This window comes from Enterobacter sp. BNK-18 (assembly GCF_047456135.1).
Lineage (GTDB): Bacteria > Pseudomonadota > Gammaproteobacteria > Enterobacterales > Enterobacteriaceae > Enterobacter > Enterobacter ludwigii.
This window is the reverse complement of sequence record NZ_CP179899.1, coordinates 3,187,145-3,208,850: the sequence shown is the minus strand read 5'-3', so window position 1 is coordinate 3,208,850 and position 21,706 is coordinate 3,187,145. Positions and strand designations below refer to the sequence as shown.

The following is a 21,706-nucleotide window of genomic DNA, read 5'->3' as shown; positions in this document are numbered from 1 at the left end:
ACTTCTAAGTGTGGTCGACGACGCTGAGTTCGCAAACGGACAATTCTGTAAAGGGGAGATGAGATGAGTCAGGTACTGATTACCGGCGCGACCGGGCTGGTGGGCGGACATCTGCTGCGGCTGCTGCTTCAGGAGCACCGGGTTAACTATATTGCCGCCCCGACGCGTCGGCCTCTCGCGGATATCTCCGGCGTCTTTAACCCCCACGACCCACAGCTTACCGATGCACTGGCGCAGGTACAGGATCCTGTTGATATCGCCTTTTGCTGCCTCGGTACAACGCTGCGTGAAGCGGGCAGTAAAGAGGCGTTTGTGCATGCGGACTACACGCTGGTGGTCGATACGGCGCTGACGGCTAAAAAGCTGGGGGCAACACATTTTGTGGTAATCAGTTCGCTCGGTGCCAATGCCGGGTCACCTTTTTTCTACAACAAGGTGAAGGGCAAAATGGAAGAGGCGCTGATTGCCCAGAAGTGGGAGCAACTGACCATTGTTCGCCCCTCCATGCTGCTCGGGCACCGGGATGAACGCCGTTTTAACGAATCGTTTTTCGCGCCTCTGTTCCGCATCCTGCCGGGTAACTGGAAATCCATTGAGGCAGCGGACGTGGCGCGTGCGATGCTAAAAGAAGGGCTCTCGCCATCGCAGGAGGGCGTGAATATCATCCCGTCGGCAAAACTGCGTGAAATCGCACAGGGCGAGGCGTAAACTCCCCCGGCTAATAACCTACTACTCTCCGGGGAATGCTATGACTGGTCAGTCTTCATCTCAGGCGGCTTCACCTGTTCAATGGTGGAAGCCCGCGCTCTTCTTTCTCGTGGTCATCATCGGCCTCTGGTATGTGAAATGGCAGCCGTATTACGGTAAAGCCTTCACGGCCGCCGAAACGCACAGTATCGGAAAATCTATTCTCGCTCAGGCTGATTCCAGCCCGCTTCAGGCGGCGTGGGATTACGCCATGGTCTATTTCCTTGCCGTCTGGAAAGCCGCGGTACTGGGCGTCCTGCTGGGCTCGCTGATTCAGGTGCTTATCCCGCGTCACTGGCTGGTGAAAACCCTCGGTCAGCCCCGCTTTCAGGGTACGCTGCTGGGGACGATTTTCTCCCTGCCGGGCATGATGTGCTCGTGCTGTGCGGCGCCTGTGGCCGCCGGGATGCGTCGTCAGCGCGTCTCGATGGGCGGTGCGCTTGCTTTCTGGATGGGGAACCCGTTGTTAAACCCGGCGACGCTGGTGTTTATGGGCTTTGTGCTGGGCTGGCATTTCGCCATTATTCGTCTGGTGGCCGGGCTGCTGACGGTGCTGGTCGTGGCGACCCTGGTGCAACATCTGGTGAAAGACAAAACCGTAGCGCCTGCGTCAGTTGACGTGGATATCAGCGAACCGCAGGGCGGCTTCTTCGCGCGCTGGGGCAGGGCGCTGTGGCAACTTTTCTGGAGCACCATTCCGGTCTATATCCTGGCGGTTCTGGTGCTGGGCGCGGCGCGCGTCTGGCTGTTCCCGCATGCTGACGGGGCTATCGACAACACGCTGCTGTGGGTCGTTGCAATGGCCGTTGCCGGTTGCCTGTTCGTGATCCCAACGGCCGCTGAAATTCCCATTGTTCAGACCATGATGCTGGCCGGGATGGGCACCGCGCCTGCACTGGCGCTGCTGATTACCTTGCCTGCAATCAGCCTGCCGTCGCTTGTCATGTTGCGTAAGTCATTCCCGGCGAAAGCGCTGTGGCTGACCGCGGGGCTGGTGGCGCTGAGCGGGGTGATAGTAGGAAGTATTGCACTGGTATAAAAAAAGCCCGGTAGCGTTACCGCTTACCGGGCTTTCTGTCAGACGTTCTGGTTACTTGATGTAGGTGAAGGCGGTGGTGACGTGTTTCACGCCGCTCACCCGGCTGGCGATATCGGCCGCCGCTTTCCCTTCACGGTCGGTGACCAGACCCAGCAGGAACACTTCGCCGTTTTCCGTTGTCACTTTCACGTTTGAGGATTTCACCTGGTCCGAGCCCAGCAGTTGGGAGCGTACTTTAGTGGTTATCCAGGTATCAGACGACGCGGTACCCAGGCTGATTGGCTGCCCCTGACGGATTTCATTGAAGACTTCCGTGGTGCCCTCAACGCCCATTGCGATCTGTTTTGCGCGGCTGGAGAGTTCGGTATTCGGCGACTGGCCCGTCAGCAACACTTTGCCCTGATAGGCCGTGACGTTGATACGCGCTTCTTTCTTGATTTGTTCGTCTTTCGACAGCGCACTGTTGACGCGCAGCTCCAGCGTACCGTCATCGACCTGTGTCCCTACGGAACGCGGGTCGGTTGCCGCTTTAGTACCAACCGCGGCGGTACCCACGACAGCCGCAGCGATACATCCCTGAAGCAGTAATGCAGACATAAGGACTGCGAGGGTCGATAAAGCCTTCATAAGAACTCCTTAATCATCCTGGTGAGGGAAAAGCGTGTTATCGATCAAATCGCATAAGCAGTTCACCGTGAGCATATGCATCTCCTGAATGCGCGCGCTACGGTGAGAGGGAATGCGGATTTCCACATCCTGCGGCCCAAGCAAACCCGCCAGCTCACCACCGTCATAGCCTGTTAAGGCAACGATAGTCATGTCGCGGGTGACGGCGGCTTCAACGGCTTTGACAATGTCCCGGCTGTTGCCGCGCGTGGAGATTGCCAGCAGAACATCTCCGGCATGACCCAGGGCTCGCACCTGCTTTGCGTAAATCTCATCATGCAGACGATCGTTAGCAATCGCTGTTAAGACCACATTATCGGTATTAAGTGCAATGGCGGGTAAACTCGGTCGTTCTGTTTCAAAACGATTGATCATGCTGGCAGCAAAATGCTGTGCGTTGGCGGCTGAAGTGCCATTGCCACAACAGAGGATTTTGTTGCCGTTGAGCAGGGATTGCACCAGCGTCATGGCGGCACGAGAGATAGCGTCCGGAAGGGCTTCCGCCGCTGCAATCTGAGTCTGGATGCTTTCAGTGAAGCACACTTTAATTCTTTCGAGCACGTTATCCCTTTTAAATCTTAATTATGCGTCTTCGCCAAAAGCGTTTTTCAGCCATTCGATCGCATTGCCGGTGAAGGCTACCACATCGAACCGGCAATCCACAGTATCAAAACTCCCATTATGGCGGGCAAGCCACAAGTGGGCAGTCTGTAATAATTTATGTTGTTTGGCGAGCGTCACGCTGGCGGCAGCGCCGCCAAAACGGGAAGACTGTCGGTAGCGAACCTCTACAAACACGATGACCTCACCGTCTTTCATGATGAGGTCGATTTCGCCGCCACGTCCGCGAACGTTAGCGGCGATAAAGTGCAGTCCTTTGCCTTCAAGCCAGCGACGCGCTTTTAATTCCCACGCGTCACCGGTCTCTTTACGGCTTAATTGGCCGGGACGATTTGTCCCTGCTGGTATTTGAGCCATGATAACTTCCTGTTAATCACACAATCCTGAGTGGCCGTCAGATCGCCGGTATTGCCGTTAAGCTCAAAGCCCGGCACCTGACGCATCTGGGTAAAGTGGTTCGCCAGCGCCCAGGCATCGACACCCATGGCATACAGACGTGCCAGAGAGTAGTCGTTGCGGACGGTGCTCAGCGCCTGCTGCATCAGTGCCGGGTTGCTGCCTGCGAGCATGGGAATTTCGCTGTACTGCAGGCCGTCCATCTCCAGACGGAAATCCGGGCCGGCGGTACCTTGCGCGCTGCGTGAACTGGCGTACAGCGTTGCGCCGCTCTGGCTGCCGTTACGCATTGCAATCATCGGTTTGATGAAGGCGATTTCCTGCGGGGTGGCAACGATATACGCTGCATCCACTTTACCGCCACCGCTGATCTGCGCGTCGGTAGGTGGCGCAGGGATCGACAGACCGCCAATGGTCACACTCTGCTGCTGCGGCAGGCTTGCGCTGACCGGGCTGCCGTTGAGGGCAATGCCCGCTCCACCATTGACGCCCGCGCGCAGTTCAGACGCGGAGCCGAATTTCTGCTGCAGCACAATACCGCCGCCTAACTTCTGCCACTCATCGGCAAAAGCATTAGCAACGCGATCCCCCAGCGTACTGCGTGGGATGAGCAACAGCGGAGCCTGTTTACCCTGCTCGTGAATATGACGCGCCGCATCGCGGGCTTCATCTTCCGGCGACAGCGCGAAGTAGCAAATATTGGCACGGTTCTGAACCTGCTCTGGCTGGTTGAGTGCCAGCACGTTCAGCGTGGTATTGCTCTTCATCAACTCTTCGACATTGTTTTTCAGCAGCGGGCCGACAACGATGCTCGCACCATCCTGTTGAACCTGCGCCAGTACCTGGTCAAGCGGCTTCGAACTGGTGTCGTAGATTTTCAGCTCAGCACCCGGGTTTGCGCTGGTGGTGGCCACTGGCGGTGTTTGCGCGGCAGGTTGTGCCGTTTGTTCTGCGGGCGGTGCAGGCTGAACGTTCTGCGGTTGAGGTTGTTCAGACGCGGTGTCAGTCGCCGGGGCTGCTTGAGTTTCAGCCGGCGCCGGCGTGGCGGGCGGTGCAGGCTGAACGTTCTGCGGTTGAGGTTGTTCAGACGCGGCGTCAGTCGCCGGAGCTGCTTGCGTTTCAGCTGGCGCTGGCGTTGTCGTCGCAGGCGTCGTAGGGGCCGTTACCGGGTTCTGCATCGTTCCCTGTGCTGGCGTCTGCGCGGTGGTCAGGTCACTGGTTTCAGCGGCGGAAGGGCTGACCACATCGTTCACGTTTGCCGCCTGTGCCGCCTGGGTCGGCACTGCGCTGCCCGTCACTGGCGTCGTGCCGTTTTTCGCGGCTTCAAAACCCTGCTGAATAGTGCGACCGAATACCGCCGCCTGACCGTTTAAGGGCAGAAGGAGTGCAATCTTGCTGGTCGAGGCCGGCTTAAAGTTCTGCACGTTTACCAGCTGTGTCGGCAGCATTTTCGCGCCCGGATTCTGCGGGTAGCGGGTCTGCCAGTCAGTGATACCGGCTTTCAGCATCTTCGGATCGTTGCGGTTGTTAAACCACATCTGCTGCAGATCCAGCCAGCCCTGCAGGACGTTTTCATCTGCATTGATCACCAGTGCACGCGCCTGTTCCTGCGTCATAGAGGCCAGCGCCTGCCACGTGGCATCGATATTTTTCTGCTTATCAGTTCCGCCGAGCAGAGGCTCCTGGGCGATCAGCGCACGGAGCAGCGTCAGGGAAGGGCGGCCCTGTTCAGCGGTAATGCCCGCCTGCCAGAAGCGAGCCTGCTGATTTTTGTCCAGCGCGCTCACGTCGATATCCCCGAGTATCTTTTTCGCGGCATCATAATCTTTCAGCGCGACTTTCAGCTCGGCAGAGAGCAGGCTCTGCTCACGACGCTGAACATCATTCAGATCTTTTGGCAACTGGTTGAACAATTCGGCAGCCTGCTGGGTTTTACCCTCTTTCAGCAGTGCACGAATGGCGAGTAATTGCCAGTTGGTCTTGGTATCATTTGAGCTCTGCGACATTTGTTGCAGATAAAAGCCAGAGTCAGCCTGAGCAGAACCCTGCAAATGGGCGGTGCTCTGGTCGGGTGCCTGGGTGCCACAGCCTGCAAAGATCAGGGCTGCCAGCAGGAGCGGCACGCTGCGCGTGGCTTTTTTTCGAAGAAACGTTAACGGTACCATACTGTATCCAGTGATTTTTTTTACGCAATGCTCAATATTAAATCGGCAATACGGACGAAACAATGAAACAACACGAAACGGCAGATAATTCTCAAGGCCAGCTCTATATTGTACCTACTCCTATCGGGAATTTATCTGATATTACCCAACGTGCGCTTACCGTATTGCAGGCTGTTGATTTAATTGCCGCTGAAGATACCCGACATACTGGCTTACTGCTCCAGCACTTCGCCATTAGCGCGCGTTTGTTCGCGTTACACGATCACAATGAGCAACAAAAAGCCGAAACGCTGGTGGCGAAGCTGAAAGAGGGGCAGAACATTGCCCTGGTCTCCGATGCGGGTACGCCGCTGATTAACGACCCCGGCTACCATCTGGTGCGTACCTGCCGTGAAGCCGGGATCCGCGTGGTGCCGCTGCCTGGCCCATGTGCGGCTATCGCGGCGCTGAGCGCTGCGGGTCTGCCTTCCGACCGCTTCTGCTATGAAGGTTTTCTGCCTGCCAAATCCAAAGGCCGCCGCGACGTGTTAAAAGCGCTGGAAGCTGAACCGCGCACCCTGATTTTCTACGAATCTACGCATCGCCTGCTGGAAAGCCTGGAAGATATGGTGACCGTCTGGGGGGAAGCCCGCTACGTGGTGCTGGCACGCGAGCTGACCAAAACCTGGGAAACCATTCACGGCGCACCGGTAGGAGAACTGCTGGCGTGGGTGAAGGAAGACGAAAACCGCCGCAAGGGCGAGATGGTGCTGATTGTCGAAGGACATAAGGCGCAGGAGGACGCATTGCCTGCCGATGCGCTTCGTACACTTGCGCTGCTGCAGGCTGAACTGCCGCTCAAGAAAGCGGCTGCGCTGGCGGCAGAGATCCACGGCGTGAAGAAAAACGCACTGTATAAATATGCGCTGGAGCAGCAGGGGTAATATATCGGCCCGGCAATCACGCCGGGCCAGTTAATTTTACTTCGCGGGAATGGCCTCGTACACCAGCGTTTCCAGCGGCTGCAGCGTAATCACCACGGCCTTTTGATACTCTCCTGGTACGCTTGTGTTACTGCCGTACACGGCGTTCAGACTGAACTGCGCCATGTCCCCTGTCGGGATTTCAAAGTCTTTCGCCAAATCCAGATAATAGCTTTGCGGTTTATCCGACGGGTTTCGCAAGCCCAGAATGGCTTTGTCTTTGCTCCAGGAGGCCCACCCGTAAACCTCAAGCGCCGTCGGGTCGCCACCGATCCAATGCGTATCCACCAGCACGCTGGCGTTATTTCGCGCCCATTTTGCTGCCTGCGCCAGGGTGTCCCATTTCACCTTATTCAGCATTGATGGCGTGATATATAACTCCTGCAGTTGCGTCCCTGTGGCGAAGTAGCTCCAGACCTGATCGGCAAAATCGCTGTCCGTTTGCACCTTCTCCAGTCCGTAATAGGCATTTTCCGCGCTAACTATCCCGTGGTACATCAGCGAGTTCAGCGGGAACAGTGGGCCTTTACGCACAATAGAGCGGTATGTTTCAGCATCGCGGTAGGTCATCCACTGCTGTACCGGCGTGCCGGGGCCGTAAAGGTTGATGTCATCTCCCTGACGCCAGATGGAGTCGGCATAGAACAGCCAGGACGGGCTGGCGTCGGTACCCGTTGTCAGGTTGATAAACAGATTGGGGTTTGCGCTGCGCATGTTATGCAGCAGGGCGATAGACGCATCAAAATCGGACGCGAACTGGCTACCAGTAATATGCGAGTTGGCGTTGCCCATCCCGTCGAGCTTAAACGAGGTGATATGTTCGTTTTTAATCAGCTTGATGATCTGCTCATTGAAGTTTTTGAAGTAGCGCGGGCCCGAGAGAGCCAGCTTTCCGTCTACCGTTTCGAAGCCGTATTCTTTGGCGTGGGAGACACGAATATCGCGCGGCTTATTATAACCTCCCCACGGTGAGAGCCACAGCCCGACGGAGCTGTGCAGACTGTCCGCTTTTTCCCTGACCTTACCAAAGCCGTGGCTGAAGGCCGGGCCAAACAGCCAGCGTCCGGTACGATCGTCCCAGCCATCGTCCAGCAGGAACGCATCCAGCGCCACGCCGCGTCCGGTGATAAATTCTTTATTCCACTCATCCATCCGCCCCAGCACATCCTGTTCGGTGTAGGGGTTAAAGAAGCCGATATCCATCCAGCTGTTGTAGTGCAGATAGGGTTTGTACGCCCGTGGACGCACGGCGTCGATAAACTGGTTTACGCTACGGCGCAGCTGGCTGGTTTCCGGGAACGTGCCAAAGTAGGTGGTAAAGCTGACCGGCGCGTCAGGCTGAACCGGCGTTTTCAGCTCCACGTTCAGATTGGTTGTCGCTTCATAGGCATACGTATTAACGATGGGCTTATCCGGCAGGATAAAGAACGAATCAGCAATAATGGGCGAGCTGTTGATGGCGCCATCAACGTACGGTGCCTGAGACTGCTTTTTCGTCGGGAAGAAGGTGATTTTCGCCACCTCTCGCGGCTGGCCGACGGCCGCAATGGTGTAATCAATACTGGCATATTTTCCCTTCACCAGATTCAGCTTCACCGTCACGTTAAAATCCGGACGGGTGAAATCAATGACAATCGCGTTGGCCTGTTTTTCTACATGCTTAATTGTAAAATCTGCGGTGTGAATTTTGGTCTCATCCGGCAGGGTCAGAAAGAACAGCTCCTGCGGCGTAAGCGGATGGTTAGCCGTTTTGTCTTTCACTACCACCGTTGAACTGGCGTCATCAAACGAGAGGGCAATGGAGTCGTTATCGAGCGCGTATTGCGCTGCCGCCGCGCCATGAGAAACACACAAGGCAAGCATCGAGAGTGTGAGCACTTTTTTCATCAGGGTAAGATCCTTATTAGTAATGCTTCAGCATTCGGGTGATGGACTGCTCCAGCCAGTAGCGCTGGGTGCCGAAATTAATGCGCAGGTAGTGTTCGCCGTTTTGGACGTAGTGGCTGCCATCTTCGAGGACGACGCCAGCCTGATGGGCGAAATGTCGGGTCAATTCAGTGGCGCTACGTTCATCTGCGCTGACGTCAACCCAGGCCAGATACGATGATTCCGGGTTCATCATTTTCCAGGCCGGAAAGTGGGTCTGGATGGCCTCTGCCAGATAGCCAGCGTTACGGCGCAGATAACCGTTCAGCGCGTCGAGCCACGGCAAACCATGCTGGTAGGCAAGAATAATTCCCCATATCCCGAATATATTGGGTGAGGTGATGGCGTTCTTCTCAAGCTGGTGGCGAAAGCGCTGGCGCAGGGTGGCATCCGGAATGATGGCGTAGGAGGTTTTCAGCCCGCCAAGGTTGAACGCTTTATTCGGGGAGGTCAGCAGGATCAGATTGTCCTGCGCCGCGCAGCCGGATGCCAGACAGCTGACGAAATGACCGTCCAGAATATGTTCGGCGTGGACCTCATCAACCACCAGAAGGGTGCCGTAGCGTTGACAGAGGTCTGAAACCTGGCGTATCTCATCGGCGTGCCAGATCCTGCCGGAAGGGTTATGCGGCGAGCAGAAGAACCACAGTTTTGGACGGTACGTTCTGAGCTGTTCTTCCACCAGATTAAAATCAAGCTGGTAGCGATTTTCCCTCACGCACAGTGGGTTTGCCAGTATCGCTACCCCCTGACGCTGGGCGGCCATGGCAAACGGATCGTACACCGGTGTGTTCATCATCACCGTGTCGCCAGGTTTACAAAACGCCTGAACCGTATAATGCAGCGTGGAGACGGTACCGTACGTCAGCGTGATCCACGATTTATCGACGTCAACCTGATGTCGTTCGCGCTGAAAGGCGATAACCGCATCGTAAAATTCGTCAAAGCACCAGGTGTAGCCGAAGGTGCCATGCTCCACGATGCGCTGGAAACCTTCTGTCACGGCAGGTGGGGAGGTGAAATCCATATCGGCAATCCACAGCGGGATAAAACCTTTAGGCACATCACCAAAGCGCGAGCGGACAAAGGCGTGATCCCATTTTCGACACCGGTCGCTTTTACGCTCGATGATTTCGTCAAAATTAAACACCACAACCCCCTGTTAAATTAAGGCTTCAATGCCGGTTTTTACGCTTTGCACCTGCGGGCCGATGATCACCTGGACGCTGTGCGCATCCAGCACCACGACGGACAATGCACCGGCTTCTTTTAACGCCTGCTGGTCGATGAGACTCATGTCTTTCACCACCAGACGCAGCCGGGTAATGCAATTATCAAGCGACTCGATGTTCTCTTTACCGCCGAGCGCACGTAGGATAAGCCCATGATCGTATTTCGATTTTCCGCGTGCCCGGGTATTGGCCTCGACGGCCTGCTGTGCACCCTGGGTGTCCACTTCACGGCCCGGCGTTTTAATATCGTGTTTGAGGATGTACCAGCGGAAGACGAAGAAGTAGAGGGCAAACCAGGCAATGCCTACCGGGAATACCAGATACCATTTGGTCGACATCCCTTGCATGGCCCCGAAGATAAGCAGGTCCAGAATGCCGCCGTCGGTGTTGCCGATGGTCACCCCCAGCAGAGCCATGACCATCAGGGCCAGGCCCGACATCACAATATGGAAGGCGTAAAGGGCAGGGGCGATAAACAAGAACAGGAATTCAATTGGCTCGGAGATCCCGGTGACGACGGAGACCAGCACGCCGGAGAGCAGCAGGCCTTTAATCACCGGGCGGTTTTCCGGGCGTGCTGTGCGATAGATGGCGTATGCCACTGCCGGTAAGCCGAAGATAAAGGTCGGCATAAAGCCCTGCGACAGGAACGCGGTAACGTGCGGGCTGAACGGCAGACCCGCTTTCAGTTCGGCGTAGAAAATGTTCAGCGCCCCGGCGACTTCATGACCATTGACCATCTCAACACCGCCCGCGGGCGTGAAGCGCACCATCGCCAGCAAAATATGGTGCAGGCCAAAGGGTTTGAGCAGTAGTACCCCCACGCCGTAGAGGAACGGGCCGAACACGCTGGTGCTCTGGATAATATGGCCAATCCCGGTAATGCCCAGCGCAACGTACTCCCACAGCAGGGGAATAAACAGCCCCACCAGTGAGAGGGTGAGGGCGGTGATAATCGGCACAAAACGAATGCCGCTAAAGAAGGCGAACGCGTCGTGTAAAACGGTGTCCTGAAAACGCTCGTGCAGGAAAAAGGTAATGACCCCAACCACGATACCGCCCAGCACACCCATCTCCAGGGTTTGAATGCCCAGCACCATCGATTGCCCGACTTGTCTCATGGAGGCGGCATCGGCAAGCTGGTGGGTCGCAATCAGGTAATAATTGATGCTCATGTTCATCAGCATATAGCCAACAAACCCGGCAAAAGCGCCCACTGCTTTGTTGCGTCTGGCCAGCCCCATTGGGATCGCCATGGCAAACATGAGGGGAAGATAGGTAAAGGCGAAGCCGCCAACCATGGCAATAAAGCCAAAGGTGAGCTGAGTTAATTCGCCGCCCAGAAAGGGGAAACTTTTGAGGGTGGAGGGGCTGGTAACAGAACTACCGATACCCAGCAATAACCCCATAAAGACCAGAAGGGAGACCGGGAACATAAAGGTCTTTCCCAGGCTCTGAAAAAACTCCCACGCTTTCGATTTAAACGACTTTTCCTGTGTCATGTAGGGACTCCTCGGAATTATTTATCGTAATGGAAGGCGCTGTCTGGCTTAAGGACGCGCCTTCATATTTGCGAGGCTTATAGTTATTTTTGAGTTATTGATGTTCTATGCGATGAGATCAGGCTTCCGCCGGGAGCAGCAATCGGTTCGCCGAGCCGCACACGGTGATTTTGCTTCTGACCACGTCTTTCATGGCATCCATGCCAACCCGCATGTAGAAACGCGGATCGTTGCCCTGCGGGTTCTCAGCAAACCAGGCCTTAACGGCGCCAGAGAACGCAATTTTTAGCTCGGTTGCCACGTTCACTTTGCAGACGCCCAGCTCTATGGTGCGGCGAACATCGTCATCCGGCACATCACTCGCCCCGTGCAGCACCAGCGGTACACTCACCACGTCGCGGATTTCAGCCAGCCGTCGAAAGTCGATTTTTGGCCGTTTGGTATAAAGACCGTGGGCGGTTCCGATGGCCACAGCCAGGCTGTCGACGCCAGTCAGCGCAACGAAGCGTTTCGCTTCCTGCGGGTCGGTCAGAAACGCGCTTTCAGCGTCCACGCTCATGTCATCTTCCACGCCGCCCAGGCGGCCCAGTTCGGCTTCAACGCTGCAATCGTTGAGGTGGCAGAAGTCGACCACTGATTTCACCAGCTTTACGTTTTGCTCAAACGGATAGTGGCTGCCGTCGATCATCGCGCTGCGCACGCCCGCGTTAACTTTGCGACGAATGTCGTCGAGCGATTCGTGATGATCGAGGTGCAGCGCCAGCGGCATGTCGTAAGTGGTGGAGTACGCGCTGCACAGGGCGTAGATCTCTTCCAGGGCAATGTGCTTAAAGGTGCCCGGCGTGCCCGCGAGGATCACCGGCGATCGCATTTCACTACACACTTCGAGGATCGCCTGGATCGTCTCCGCGTTATGGATATTGAACGCCGGTACGGCGTAGCCTTTCGCCTGGGCGTCCAGCAGAAGATATTTTGTCGAAATAATACTCATGATCGGATCCTCTCAAGCCTGCCACGGATGAATAACGACGCCCTGCACGACACGGTTAACCGTGCCGCTGGCGGACGGTGTATCCGGGGTATTGCCCACACGAAGTGACTGGGACAGGGCAAAGACCTGGGCGTACATCAGGAAGCAGAAGGCCTGCTCCATATCGATAAACGTGCGGGCAGGGGGCAGCAGGATATGCGGGCCAGCCTCAACGACCGGATCGGTTTCGGCGGCAATGGCCACCACGCGCATGGCCTGACGATCGCGGCGCAGCTCAGCAAGCAGATCCAGATCGTACTGCCGCGTATAGGGGTGGCTGGAGACAAACACCACCACCAGTGTTTCGCGATCCACCAGCGATTTAGGGCCATGACGGAAACCTGTTGGGGAATCGTAGAACGCCGCCAGCTTGCCTGCCGTCAGCTCCAGCACCTTCAGCGCCGATTCACGAGCGGCCCCCTGCAGCCCCCCGCTTCCCAGATAGACGATCCTTTTCCACGGATCGTTGCCAAAGACGCTCTGGCTGAAATCGCCCAGTGACGTGAGGATCGTCTGGCAGCGATCGGCCACATCGCGGAAGGTGTGGCTGTTGATCGTTTCCGGGGCGAAGACTGCCAGGCAGCTTGCCATCATGGTGGTAATGCTGCTGGTCATCGCGAACCCGCGATCGTGTGTTTCGGCAGGCATCAGCAGCGCATATGCGTTATCGCTGTTTACCGCGGTCTGATAAAGGCTTCCCGCCTCATTACAGGTGATCGACAGGTGGTAGCACTCCGGCACACACTGGTTTGCCAGTTCAACGGCGGCTACGCTTTCCGGACTATTGCCGGAACGGGCAAACGACACCAGCAGCAGCGGGTGTGCGGCGCTCAGGTAGTCCATCGGATTCGTGACCAGATCGGTCGTCGGTACGGCGGTAATGTTTTTCCCGGTGTGGCTGGCGAGCCAGGGCGCAATGATGTCGCCGATAAAGGCCGAGGTGCCTGCCCCCGTCAACACGATCCGTAGCTCGTGCTTGCGCAGCAGCGGCGTCAGGAAGTTATCGATCGACGCGCGCAGATTATCGATATTGTTGAGTGAGCGGATCCAGCTGGCAGGTTGCTGGCGGATCTCTTCTTCGGTCCATGTGCCGGTGGTGGTGGCGGTAGTGTTGGTTTCTGACATAACTCAGTCCTTAGTCGTGTGAATTCCACATCAGACGCTGGCAAACGTGTCGCTATCTTTCGTTTCGTTTCACTTGTTCACTTAAGCAGTTAAATAAAATCTATAGAAAAGAAATCGAAAGTTCAATGAAAGAAAAGAAATAAAACGAAAAGTGTGATCGGCAAAGAAAAGGCAATGATTAAGGAAAGGAAAAGAAAGACCTTGCGATCGCTTGCCGCAAGGCCCAATAACGGGACAATGAAAGGTCTAAAGGGGGAGAGCCAAACCCTGGATCCAGATCTGCTGAAGGTGGAAACCTTCATCCAGCGCAATCATATTGGCACGCTTGCCCGGTTTTAAGGAACCGAGCTGGTGATCAATACCCAGCAAGCGGGCAGGGTGCAGCGAGGCCATATGGATCGCATCCGCTGGCGTTATTCCCGCCTGCGCCACCATATTGCGCACGGCGGCATCGAGAGACAGCGTGCTGCCTGCAAGCCCACCGGAAGCGGTGCGTACCACCCCAGCGTGCATGTTGACCTCGTCGCCACACAGCCTGTAACGTCCGTCGGGCATCCCTGCGGCCTGCATGGCATCGGTAATCAGAACGATCCGCTCTTTGGCACAGCAGGTGCACAGCCGCAAAGCACCCGGGTGAACGTGATGCCCGTCGGCAATCAGTTCCAGCCATGCCCGCGGGTCCGTCAAGCCTGCACCGACCATACCGGGTTCACGATGATGGAGCCCGGTCATGCCGTTATAACAGTGCACCAGCCCATCAGCGCCCGCCTCAAAAGCGGCAAGCGTTTGATCGTACGTCGCGGCGCTGTGGCCGAGCATGACCCGTATCCCACGCTGCTTAAGGTGGCGAATGGCCTGCAACGCACCGGGTTTCTCCGGTGCCAGAGCGACAACCCTGAGGGTGTGTTGCGATACTTCAATCAGCGAGTCCAGTTCGCTGACATCCAGTTCACGAAACAGCGCAGGCGGATGTGCCCCTTTGTTCTGTGGCGTAAAATAGGGACCTTCAAGATAGCTGCCCAGTATCTGCGCGCCAGGACCCCCGGACATACAGCGCCGGGCGATGCGTGCGAGCACCCGGTGGACAGTCTCCAGCGGTGCGGTGACGGTCGTCGGTAAAAAAGCCCCTGTGCCTTCACGCGCTTTATGCATCGCCAGCGTGTCCAGCACCTCTGGGGCATCATCCATCACGTCCACACCCGCGCCACCGTGAACGTGGGTATCGATATACGCCGGGCAAAGCTGGTCGGCATCCCGGGCATGCACGCCAGCTGGGATCGGCTCGATGGCGGTGATAATTCCGCTCTCCATGCGTAGCTGGTGATCGTCCAGCCAGCCCTGCTCGGTCAGCAGACGACGCGCGCGCAGCACCTGACTCATATCCCTTCCTCAGCGGGGGCTTCCTCACGACAGCGCCCCAGCTCATCCACCAGGCTGGTCAGGCCGCGATGCCCGCATTCCAGGGCCTGCAGGCGAAAGGCTTCGCTGCTTAACCCGTCGCGCTCCAGTACCATCTCAAGTAACAGCTGCAGGTTTGTACCGGTAATCACTTCGCTGCCGGGTCTTTTCATGGCGAGCGTTGATGCCACCCGAAACGGCGTCCCCCCGAGTAGATCGGTGAGAAACACAATATCGTGCTGCCCGTCCAGTTCACTGACTGCCTGTTCAAGCTGCGCAGTCAGCCGCGCGGTGGTGGAGCTTTCAGGAAAATCGATGGCGATAAACTGCGGCTGCTCGCCGAGGATTTGTTTCATCGCCTGTTCAAGCCCGCTGGCAAACCCGCCGTGACCCGTCAAAATAATGCCTAACATTGCGACCTCTTTGCTTTACAGGAAGTGACAGAACTTACCGACAACCCCCAGCACCACGGTGATACCGATCAGGCGCAGTGGGGTCCAGCCGCGACGAACCAGCCAGAACATGGTCAGGGTATAGACCAGCGGCAGGAAAGCGGGCATCAGTTTGTCGATAACGTCGGCTTGCAGCTTGACCACCGCATCCCCGGCCTTGATTTCAAGCGTGGTGTTGAGACGTACGTAGGTTGCCACCAGCGCGCCAATGACCGTCATCCCCACGATGGAAGCCGCATGGCCGACCTTTTTGGTATTGGCTTTAATCAGCGGGATGGCTGCCACACCCATCCGGTAGGCGTAATGTGCCAGGCCAAAACGCAGGCCAAGATGCACTACGTTAAACAGCACAATAAAGACCACCGCACCCAGTATGGAGCCTTGCAGGGCAAGGCTTGCGCCGATCCCGCCGCAAATTGGCAATAGCGTAAGCCAGAACATGGCATCGCCAATGCCGCCAAGCGGTGCCCCCACGGCAATCTTGGTGCTCTGGATACTGTTGACATCCTGCTTGGAGCGTTCCATCGCCAGGATGATGCCAATGACAAATGTCACCAGAAATGGATGCGTATTGAAGAAGCCCATATGGCCTTTCATGGCGCGGGCCAGATCCCGCTTGTTGGTATGGATCTTTTTCAGCGCGGGCAGGAGGCCATACAGCCAGCCGGAAGCCTGCATACGTTCATAGTTAAACGAGGCCTGCAGCAGCATCGAACGCCAGGCGACACGGTTAATATCCTTTTTCGTCAGCTCGGCACCAATATGTTGATCTTCATAGACGTTTTCATTCACGCCCGTGAGCAGCGTCTCTTCGTGGTCAGAAACGCCAGGCAGCGTAGTTTGATTAGATGCCATCTTCGAATTCCTCTTTCTGAGCTGCAGGTGTCGCCGGTTCAGGCGATTTACGCATCAGGTCAATCAGCGCCATTGCCAGCGCGGCCGCGGCAATCGCCAGCACCGGCAGTTTCAACCAGGCTGCGGCAACAAAGCCGATGATAAAGTAAGGGATATAGACGTTTTTCATCATGATTTTCAGCAATACGGCGAAGCCAATCGCGGGCATGATGCCGCCGGCGACGCCGAGGCCGTCAATCAGACGTTCCGGCAGCACATCAATGGCGGTTTTCGCGTGTTCAGCGCCAAAGTAGATCGGCAGGAAGGCACACAGAAAATAGAAGATACCGAGCGCCAGCAGTGCCAGATAGTTGACCCTTTCGATGCCGTTCGTGTCCGCATTGGCTGCCATGCGGTCACAGCGGGACATCACCCCGGACATGACGGAGAACAGGAAAGTGATCCCCATCTGTACCGCAACCGCAAACGGGACGGCGACCCCAACGGCGACATCCGGCTTCACACCGGTGCTGATCGCGAAAGTAGTGCCGACAATCGTGCCGATAATGACGTTTGGCGGTTGCGCGCCGGCCAGCGGAGCCAGCCCCATCCAGACCAGCTCCAGCGTACCGCCCGTTAAAATACCGGTGTGCAGATCGCCCAGAATGAGGCCAACCAGCGGCCCGAGCACCACCGGGCGGTGCATGTGTGTTAACCCGTTAAACATATCCAGGCCCGCGATAAAGGCGAGAATGCCCAGCGCGAATGCCTGCAAGAGACTAATTTCCATTGTGAATCCCTCAGAGCAGTTTAAAGAGATCCAAAGCAGTCTCAGTCGGAACACCCTGAACGAAGCATTCCACTCCGGCGGCTTTCAGGCCGTTAAATGCGGCGATATCGTTCGCATCGACAGAGACCGTTTTGGCAATTTGTTTTTTGCCACTGGCGTAATGCAGGTTTCCTACGTTGATACGGGTGATGGGCACGCCGCCTTCGACCAGCGTCAGAAAATCCGCGGGTGATTTGCAGACCAGCAGAATTTTCTGGCGCTCGGCAGCGCGATGAATGTTGTCGATCACTTTTTGCAGCGACCAGAAACGCACGGCGATCCCTTCTGCGAGCACCATCTCCATCAGGTTTTGTTGAACCGGATCCTCAGCGACTTCATCATTAGCGACCAGCACCAGGTTGGCCCCCGCAAACCCAACCCATTGCACACCTACCTGACCGTGGATCAGGCGTTCATCGATGCGGCATAAGACAATGTTTGGCATAGCGTTTTCCTCTTTTTAATTATGCGTTTTGAGTCGTTACGCCTTCGCAGGCGGCATGGTACTGCTGGAGTATGTCCTGAATGTGGTCGAGGATGAGGTCCCGTGGTGTCGACTTGAGAGCACCCTCGCGAACTTTGCTGTACTGCAACGGCAGGTACTGGCTGATCAGCGGCAGCGGGATCGGTTCGTCTGCCAGGTTGCGTACCAGTCGCGCAAAGGCTTCGTCGATCTGGCTGTCCGGCCAGTAATAGCGCACCCGATCGGAGTAGCTATACCCGCGTGCCAGGCGTCGCGCATTGCCATCACCGTGATAATGGCTTTGCCAGTATTCGGGGCGATCGAGCATCACGTTTTCCAGGACATGACGCAGGCCCGAACAGGCTTTTGCAGGCAGCAACTCTTCTTCAATGGCGGCCAGCGAGAACAACGCTTCACGCAGGGCAAAGGTCAGTGCCGGGCCAACTTTGAGGATGGCGAAGTGATCTTTCACCAGCTGGCGCAGCGCCTGCGGTGTCTGGTAGTCGGTAGAGTGCGCTTCAAATATCAGCGTGTCGTAAGCTTCAACCATATGGCTCAGGGCGACGGCGTTTTGCGGTTGATAGTCACACACATGTGCGTGGTCAAACTCAACGCCAGGCTGAACCACCAGGCCAATAATGCGTGGCCAGATGTCGCTTAACCCTTCTTTCTCGAACGCGTGGCGGTGAGCTTCAAGGGTGGCACGCGCGGCTTCTGGGGTCGTGACGGAAAGCTCGGTGAGCGTTTCATGCGCGCCGCCCGGAACCGGCACTTCCGTACCGATGACATAGACCAGGTCAGCGACATCAGCGTGCGCCAGGCTGGTTTTCTCCGCAATTTTCGCCAGGCGCGCCGCGCGCTCGGCAACGATGGCGTCGGTTAACGGAACCGGATCGTCTTCGCAGGACATGCTGCAGTCGAGGTGGATCTTTTTAAACCCGGCAGCGACATAGCTTCTGATCAGCTCTTCGGCATTCGCCATCGCCTGCCGGGCAGGCAGGTTTTGCCAGCGGTTTGGCCCTAAATGATCGCCGCCGAGGATCAGTTGCGATGTCGGAAAACCAAGGGATTCCGCCAGCTTACAGACGAACCCGTGAAAATCGGCGGGCGTCATACCGGTGTAACCGCCAAATTGATCCACCTGATTAGAGGTGGCTTCAATCAGCAGCGGCGTGTGATGCAGTTGGGCGTAACGAATTGCGGCTTCAAGTACCAGTGGATGTGCGGAACAAACGGCATAAATCCCGTTCGCATTCCCCCGTTTATGTTGTTCCACCATTTCTGTCAGATGTTTCACTTTCCTCTCCATTTCGGATGGTGATGGTTTTCATCTTTCGTTTTGTTTCATTTAATCCTGCATCATGGTGGTATAAAAATAAAACGAAAGATAATAGTTTTCCGATCTGTTTCACAAAAGAAACATAATGAAAGGTTTCAGCGACGGGAGAGTGCGCTGACTGGAAGCAGGCAGGGCTTGCATTCCCATAAAAGAAAGGCGTTAATAGACAAAACGAAATGAAACGAAAGACCATTTATTAAGGAGCTCGCATGAGCAGCACCGATTCACCCGCGGAGAAGCGCGTCACCGGCACCAGTGAAAGGCGAGAGCAGATCATTCAGCGGTTGCGGGCACAGGGAAGCGTGCAGGTTAACGATCTTTCTCATTTATATGGCGTTTCCACGGTGACGATCCGTAACGACCTGGCGTTTCTTGAGAAGCAGGGCATTGCCGTTCGTGCTTATGGCGGAGCGCTGATTTGTGAAGGCAATGCGCCTGGCAATGAACCCTCCGTGGAGGACAAAAGTTCGCTCAATACTGCAGTTAAGCGCAGTATCGCGCAGGCCGCCGCCGCGCTGGTGAAGCCGGGTCATCGCATCATTCTGGATTCCGGAACCACAACGTTTGAAATCGCCCGTATGCTGCGTCAGCACACGGATGTGATTGCCATGACCAACGGAATGAACGTGGCGAATGCATTACTGGAAGCGGAAGGGGTGGAGCTGCTGATGACCGGTGGGCACTTGCGCCGCCAGTCACAATCTTTTTACGGCGATCAGGCTGAGCAGTCCTTACAGAATTACCACTTTGATCTGCTTTTTCTGGGGGTCGACGCCATCGACCTCGATCGCGGCGTCAGTACCCACAATGAAGATGAAGCCCGACTGAACCGGCGGATGTGCGAGGTGGCAGAGCGTATTATCGTGGTCACTGACTCCAGCAAATTCAACCGTTCGAGCCTGCATAAAATCATCGATACCCAGAGAATCGACATGATTATCGTCGATGAAGGGATTCCGCCTGAGAGCCTGGAAGGGCTGCGTAAGAGTGGGATAGATGTGGTGTTGGTGAAGGGATAAGTTGCCCCCTCTCTTCGGGAGAGGGGGAGAACGGTCACGTCACCGGTGCCGGGTTAAACACCGCCAGCTGGTTATGTAATCCCCATTGATCGGAGAATGTCTTCTTACGGCCGCTTGCCACGTCCAGAATGAAGTGGAACAGCTTCCAGCCGACATCCTCGATACTCTCTTCGCCAGTGGCAATGGTGCCCGCGTTGATGTCCATTAGGTCATACCAGCGGTTTGCCAGCTCGGTACGGGTGGCCATTTTAATCACCGGTACCGCCATCAGCCCGTACGGCGTGCCGCGCCCGGTGGTAAAGACCTGCACCGTAATGCCGGATGCCACCTGCTGTGTGCCACAGACGAAGTCGCTGGCAGGGGCCGCGGCGTAAATCAGGCCGCGTCTGGTGGGGCGCTGGCCCGGGGAGAGCACTTCAACTATGGCGCTCTGGCCGGATTTGGCAATCGAGCCGAGGGCTTTTTCCACCACGTTCGCCAGACCGCCTTTTTTATTGCCCGGAGAGGGGTTGGCGCTGCGATCGGTTTGTCCCATGTCGAGATAGTTATCGTACCAGGCCATCTCCTCAAGCAGGCGTTTGCCCACCTCTTCATTGATGGCGCGTGGGGTGAGCAGATGGATGGCATCACGCACTTCTGTCACTTCGGAGAACATCACCGTGGCGCCACAGCGGACAAACAGATCCGAAGCATAGCCCACCGCCGGGTTCGCCGTGACGCCTGAAAACGCATCGCTGCCGCCGCACTGGGTGCCTATCACCAGTTCTGACGCCGGGCAGGTCTCGCGCTGGCGCTGGTTCAGTTTTTCCAGATGGCGCTCCGCCACCTGAAGGATATCGTCAACCATTGAACGGAATCCGACGTGATGCGCATCCTGTAAACGAACAATGCTGGCCTCGTCGACCGGAATGGCATTCACATCTTCGGTGCCCTGCAGCAGACGCTCTGGCTGCAGCTTTTCGCAACCCAGACCAATGACCATCACTTCGCCACCGAAATTCGGGTTCAGAGCGATGTTATGGATGGTACGAATCGGTACCACGGCCGCCGGAGCATTGATGGCCACGCCGCAGCCGTACAGATGGTTCAGACCTACCACGCCGTCGACATTCGGGTATTTCGGCAGCAGGTCGCGCTCAATGATTTTCACCACGTAATCCACCACGCCTGCCACACAGTGCACGCTGGTGGTGATACCGAGCAGATTCTTGGTACCTACGCTGCCGTCCGCATTCCTGTACCCTTCGAATGTGTACCCTTCAAGCGGGGGCAGTGGCTCAGGAACCCGGGTGGCCAGGGGGAGCGTGTTCAGCGGCGGCGCTTCGGGTAGCTCAACCAGCGACTCCTCGATCCAGCTCCCCTGAGGAATGGCGCGAACCGCATACCCGATAACTTCGCCATACCGCACGATTTCACCGTGGGCCGGGATATCCACCAGAGCGACTTTATGCCCCTGCGGAATATGTTCAGTCAGCTCCAGCCCATCCGGGAAACGGGTGCCCGCTTTTAGACCGTTGTCGTTAACAATTATCGCCACATTATCCGTGTCGTGAACTTTGATATAGAACGCCGTCGGCGACGCTTGTCGAATTTCAATGTCGGCCATTGTTCAATATTCTCCAGCAAAATGTCTGATAGTAAATGCAGCCAGGGGATGTTTATTTTCTTATCGCAGAAATAAAGACGCGGCTTGAGTCAATAAAGAATGTCAGGAGACGAGATATCAAAATGTGATCCCGATCGCTCCTTAAACCCGGCGCAGATGCCACCCGGCCAGCAATGCCTGATTCTGTGCATCAGCGCCCATCACGTTGTGCATATGCTCAAAATATTATCAAAACACGCCTCAATGCTTGAGCATTAAAACAATGTGCTGTCATGACGTGAGGATTATACTGAATGACGATTTTATAACGCCTAAATTATGTCAGGAAATAAATATAACGCTGACGCTGCGTCTG

20 protein-coding genes are annotated in these 21,706 nt (G+C 56.3%); 4 read left to right on the top strand and 16 right to left on the bottom strand.

Annotated elements, in window-relative coordinates; genetic code table 11:
* Window positions 1–63 precede the first annotated feature (63 nt).
* Both ACMGG3_RS15405 and ACMGG3_RS15400 read left to right on the top strand, forming a co-directional pair.
* Window positions 64–708, top strand: a complete 645-nt coding sequence (locus ACMGG3_RS15405) for an NAD(P)H-binding protein (protein WP_020883547.1) — start codon at window positions 64–66, stop codon at window positions 706–708.
* Window positions 709–748: 40 nt separating this feature from the next.
* Window positions 749–1,786: a permease gene (locus ACMGG3_RS15400; RefSeq protein WP_044858419.1), complete on the top strand. Its 1,038-nt coding sequence runs from the start codon at window positions 749–751 to the stop codon at window positions 1,784–1,786.
* A 51-nt stretch (window positions 1,787–1,837) separates the two neighbouring features.
* Here ACMGG3_RS15400 and dolP read toward each other — a convergent pair whose 3' ends face one another.
* The 4 genes from dolP to ACMGG3_RS15380 are packed head-to-tail and all read right to left on the bottom strand — an operon-like array spanning window position 1,838 to window position 5,634.
* Window positions 1,838–2,413 carry a division/outer membrane stress-associated lipid-binding lipoprotein gene (gene dolP / locus ACMGG3_RS15395; RefSeq protein WP_014171764.1) on the bottom strand — a complete coding sequence of 192 codons (576 nt, stop codon included), beginning with the start codon at window positions 2,411–2,413 and terminating at the stop codon, window positions 1,838–1,840.
* 9 nt (window positions 2,414–2,422) lie between these two features.
* A complete protein-coding gene (gene diaA / locus ACMGG3_RS15390; RefSeq protein WP_003861754.1) occupies window positions 2,423–3,013 on the bottom strand; it encodes a DnaA initiator-associating protein DiaA in 591 nt (196 codons plus the stop codon).
* A gap of 21 nt (window positions 3,014–3,034) precedes the next feature.
* Window positions 3,035–3,430, bottom strand: coding sequence for a YraN family protein (locus ACMGG3_RS15385; RefSeq protein WP_047355538.1), 396 nt, complete (start codon window positions 3,428–3,430; stop codon window positions 3,035–3,037).
* A complete protein-coding gene (locus ACMGG3_RS15380) occupies window positions 3,388–5,634 on the bottom strand; it encodes a penicillin-binding protein activator (RefSeq protein ID WP_414149300.1) in 2,247 nt (748 codons plus the stop codon). The genes ACMGG3_RS15385 and ACMGG3_RS15380 overlap by 43 nt, the downstream gene beginning before the upstream one ends.
* Before the next feature lie 62 nt (window positions 5,635–5,696).
* On the opposite strand from ACMGG3_RS15380, the gene rsmI reads away from it, so the two are divergent.
* Window positions 5,697–6,557: a 16S rRNA (cytidine(1402)-2'-O)-methyltransferase gene (rsmI, locus tag ACMGG3_RS15375; RefSeq protein ID WP_014171761.1), complete on the top strand. Its 861-nt coding sequence runs from the start codon at window positions 5,697–5,699 to the stop codon at window positions 6,555–6,557.
* Between the two features lie 36 nt (window positions 6,558–6,593).
* On the opposite strand, the gene ACMGG3_RS15370 is transcribed toward rsmI, so the two are convergent.
* The 11 genes from ACMGG3_RS15370 to kbaZ all read right to left on the bottom strand — a co-directional run bounded on the left by ACMGG3_RS15370 (window position 6,594) and on the right by kbaZ (window position 18,684).
* Window positions 6,594–8,483, bottom strand: a complete 1,890-nt coding sequence (locus ACMGG3_RS15370) for an enterotoxin (RefSeq protein WP_414149299.1) — start codon at window positions 8,481–8,483, stop codon at window positions 6,594–6,596.
* 16 nt (window positions 8,484–8,499) lie between these two features.
* Window positions 8,500–9,672 (bottom strand): MalY/PatB family protein, encoded by a 1,173-nt coding sequence (locus ACMGG3_RS15365; protein ID WP_414149298.1) that lies wholly within the window; start codon window positions 9,670–9,672, stop codon window positions 8,500–8,502.
* Window positions 9,673–9,684: 12 nt separating this feature from the next.
* The gene (gene malX, locus ACMGG3_RS15360) at window positions 9,685–11,256 is read right to left on the bottom strand and encodes a maltose/glucose-specific PTS transporter subunit IIBC (protein WP_414149297.1); all 1,572 of its coding nucleotides are present in this window, start codon (window positions 11,254–11,256) and stop codon (window positions 9,685–9,687) included.
* A gap of 118 nt (window positions 11,257–11,374) precedes the next feature.
* Window positions 11,375–12,247, bottom strand: coding sequence for a tagatose-bisphosphate aldolase subunit KbaY (kbaY, locus tag ACMGG3_RS15355; RefSeq protein WP_014171757.1), 873 nt, complete (start codon window positions 12,245–12,247; stop codon window positions 11,375–11,377).
* A gap of 12 nt (window positions 12,248–12,259) precedes the next feature.
* Window positions 12,260–13,411: an SIS domain-containing protein gene (locus tag ACMGG3_RS15350; RefSeq protein WP_414149296.1), complete on the bottom strand. Its 1,152-nt coding sequence runs from the start codon at window positions 13,409–13,411 to the stop codon at window positions 12,260–12,262.
* A gap of 246 nt (window positions 13,412–13,657) precedes the next feature.
* A complete protein-coding gene (nagA, locus tag ACMGG3_RS15345) occupies window positions 13,658–14,791 on the bottom strand; it encodes an N-acetylglucosamine-6-phosphate deacetylase (protein ID WP_414149295.1) in 1,134 nt (377 codons plus the stop codon).
* Window positions 14,788–15,222, bottom strand: a complete 435-nt coding sequence (gene agaF, locus ACMGG3_RS15340; RefSeq protein ID WP_020883557.1) for a PTS galactosamine/N-acetylgalactosamine transporter subunit IIA — start codon at window positions 15,220–15,222, stop codon at window positions 14,788–14,790. Before agaF ends, nagA begins: the two co-directional genes overlap by 4 nt.
* 15 nt (window positions 15,223–15,237) lie before the next feature.
* Window positions 15,238–16,116 (bottom strand): PTS N-acetylgalactosamine transporter subunit IID, encoded by an 879-nt coding sequence (agaE, locus tag ACMGG3_RS15335; RefSeq protein ID WP_025202940.1) that lies wholly within the window; start codon window positions 16,114–16,116, stop codon window positions 15,238–15,240.
* Window positions 16,106–16,885: a PTS N-acetylgalactosamine transporter subunit IIC gene (gene agaW / locus ACMGG3_RS15330; RefSeq protein WP_020883559.1), complete on the bottom strand. Its 780-nt coding sequence runs from the start codon at window positions 16,883–16,885 to the stop codon at window positions 16,106–16,108. Before agaW ends, agaE begins: the two co-directional genes overlap by 11 nt.
* 10 nt (window positions 16,886–16,895) lie before the next feature.
* A complete protein-coding gene (agaV, locus tag ACMGG3_RS15325; protein WP_014171751.1) occupies window positions 16,896–17,369 on the bottom strand; it encodes a PTS N-acetylgalactosamine transporter subunit IIB in 474 nt (157 codons plus the stop codon).
* A 19-nt stretch (window positions 17,370–17,388) separates the two neighbouring features.
* Window positions 17,389–18,684 (bottom strand): tagatose-bisphosphate aldolase subunit KbaZ, encoded by a 1,296-nt coding sequence (gene kbaZ, locus ACMGG3_RS15320; RefSeq protein ID WP_187290412.1) that lies wholly within the window; start codon window positions 18,682–18,684, stop codon window positions 17,389–17,391.
* A 251-nt stretch (window positions 18,685–18,935) separates the two neighbouring features.
* On the opposite strand from kbaZ, the gene ACMGG3_RS15315 reads away from it, so the two are divergent.
* Complete coding sequence (locus tag ACMGG3_RS15315; protein ID WP_044858550.1) at window positions 18,936–19,745, top strand: DeoR family transcriptional regulator; 810 nt, start codon at window positions 18,936–18,938, stop codon at window positions 19,743–19,745.
* A gap of 34 nt (window positions 19,746–19,779) precedes the next feature.
* On the opposite strand, the gene garD is transcribed toward ACMGG3_RS15315, so the two are convergent.
* Window positions 19,780–21,351, bottom strand: a complete 1,572-nt coding sequence (gene garD / locus ACMGG3_RS15310) for a galactarate dehydratase (RefSeq protein ID WP_414149294.1) — start codon at window positions 21,349–21,351, stop codon at window positions 19,780–19,782.
* Window positions 21,352–21,706: the final 355 nt, after the last annotated feature.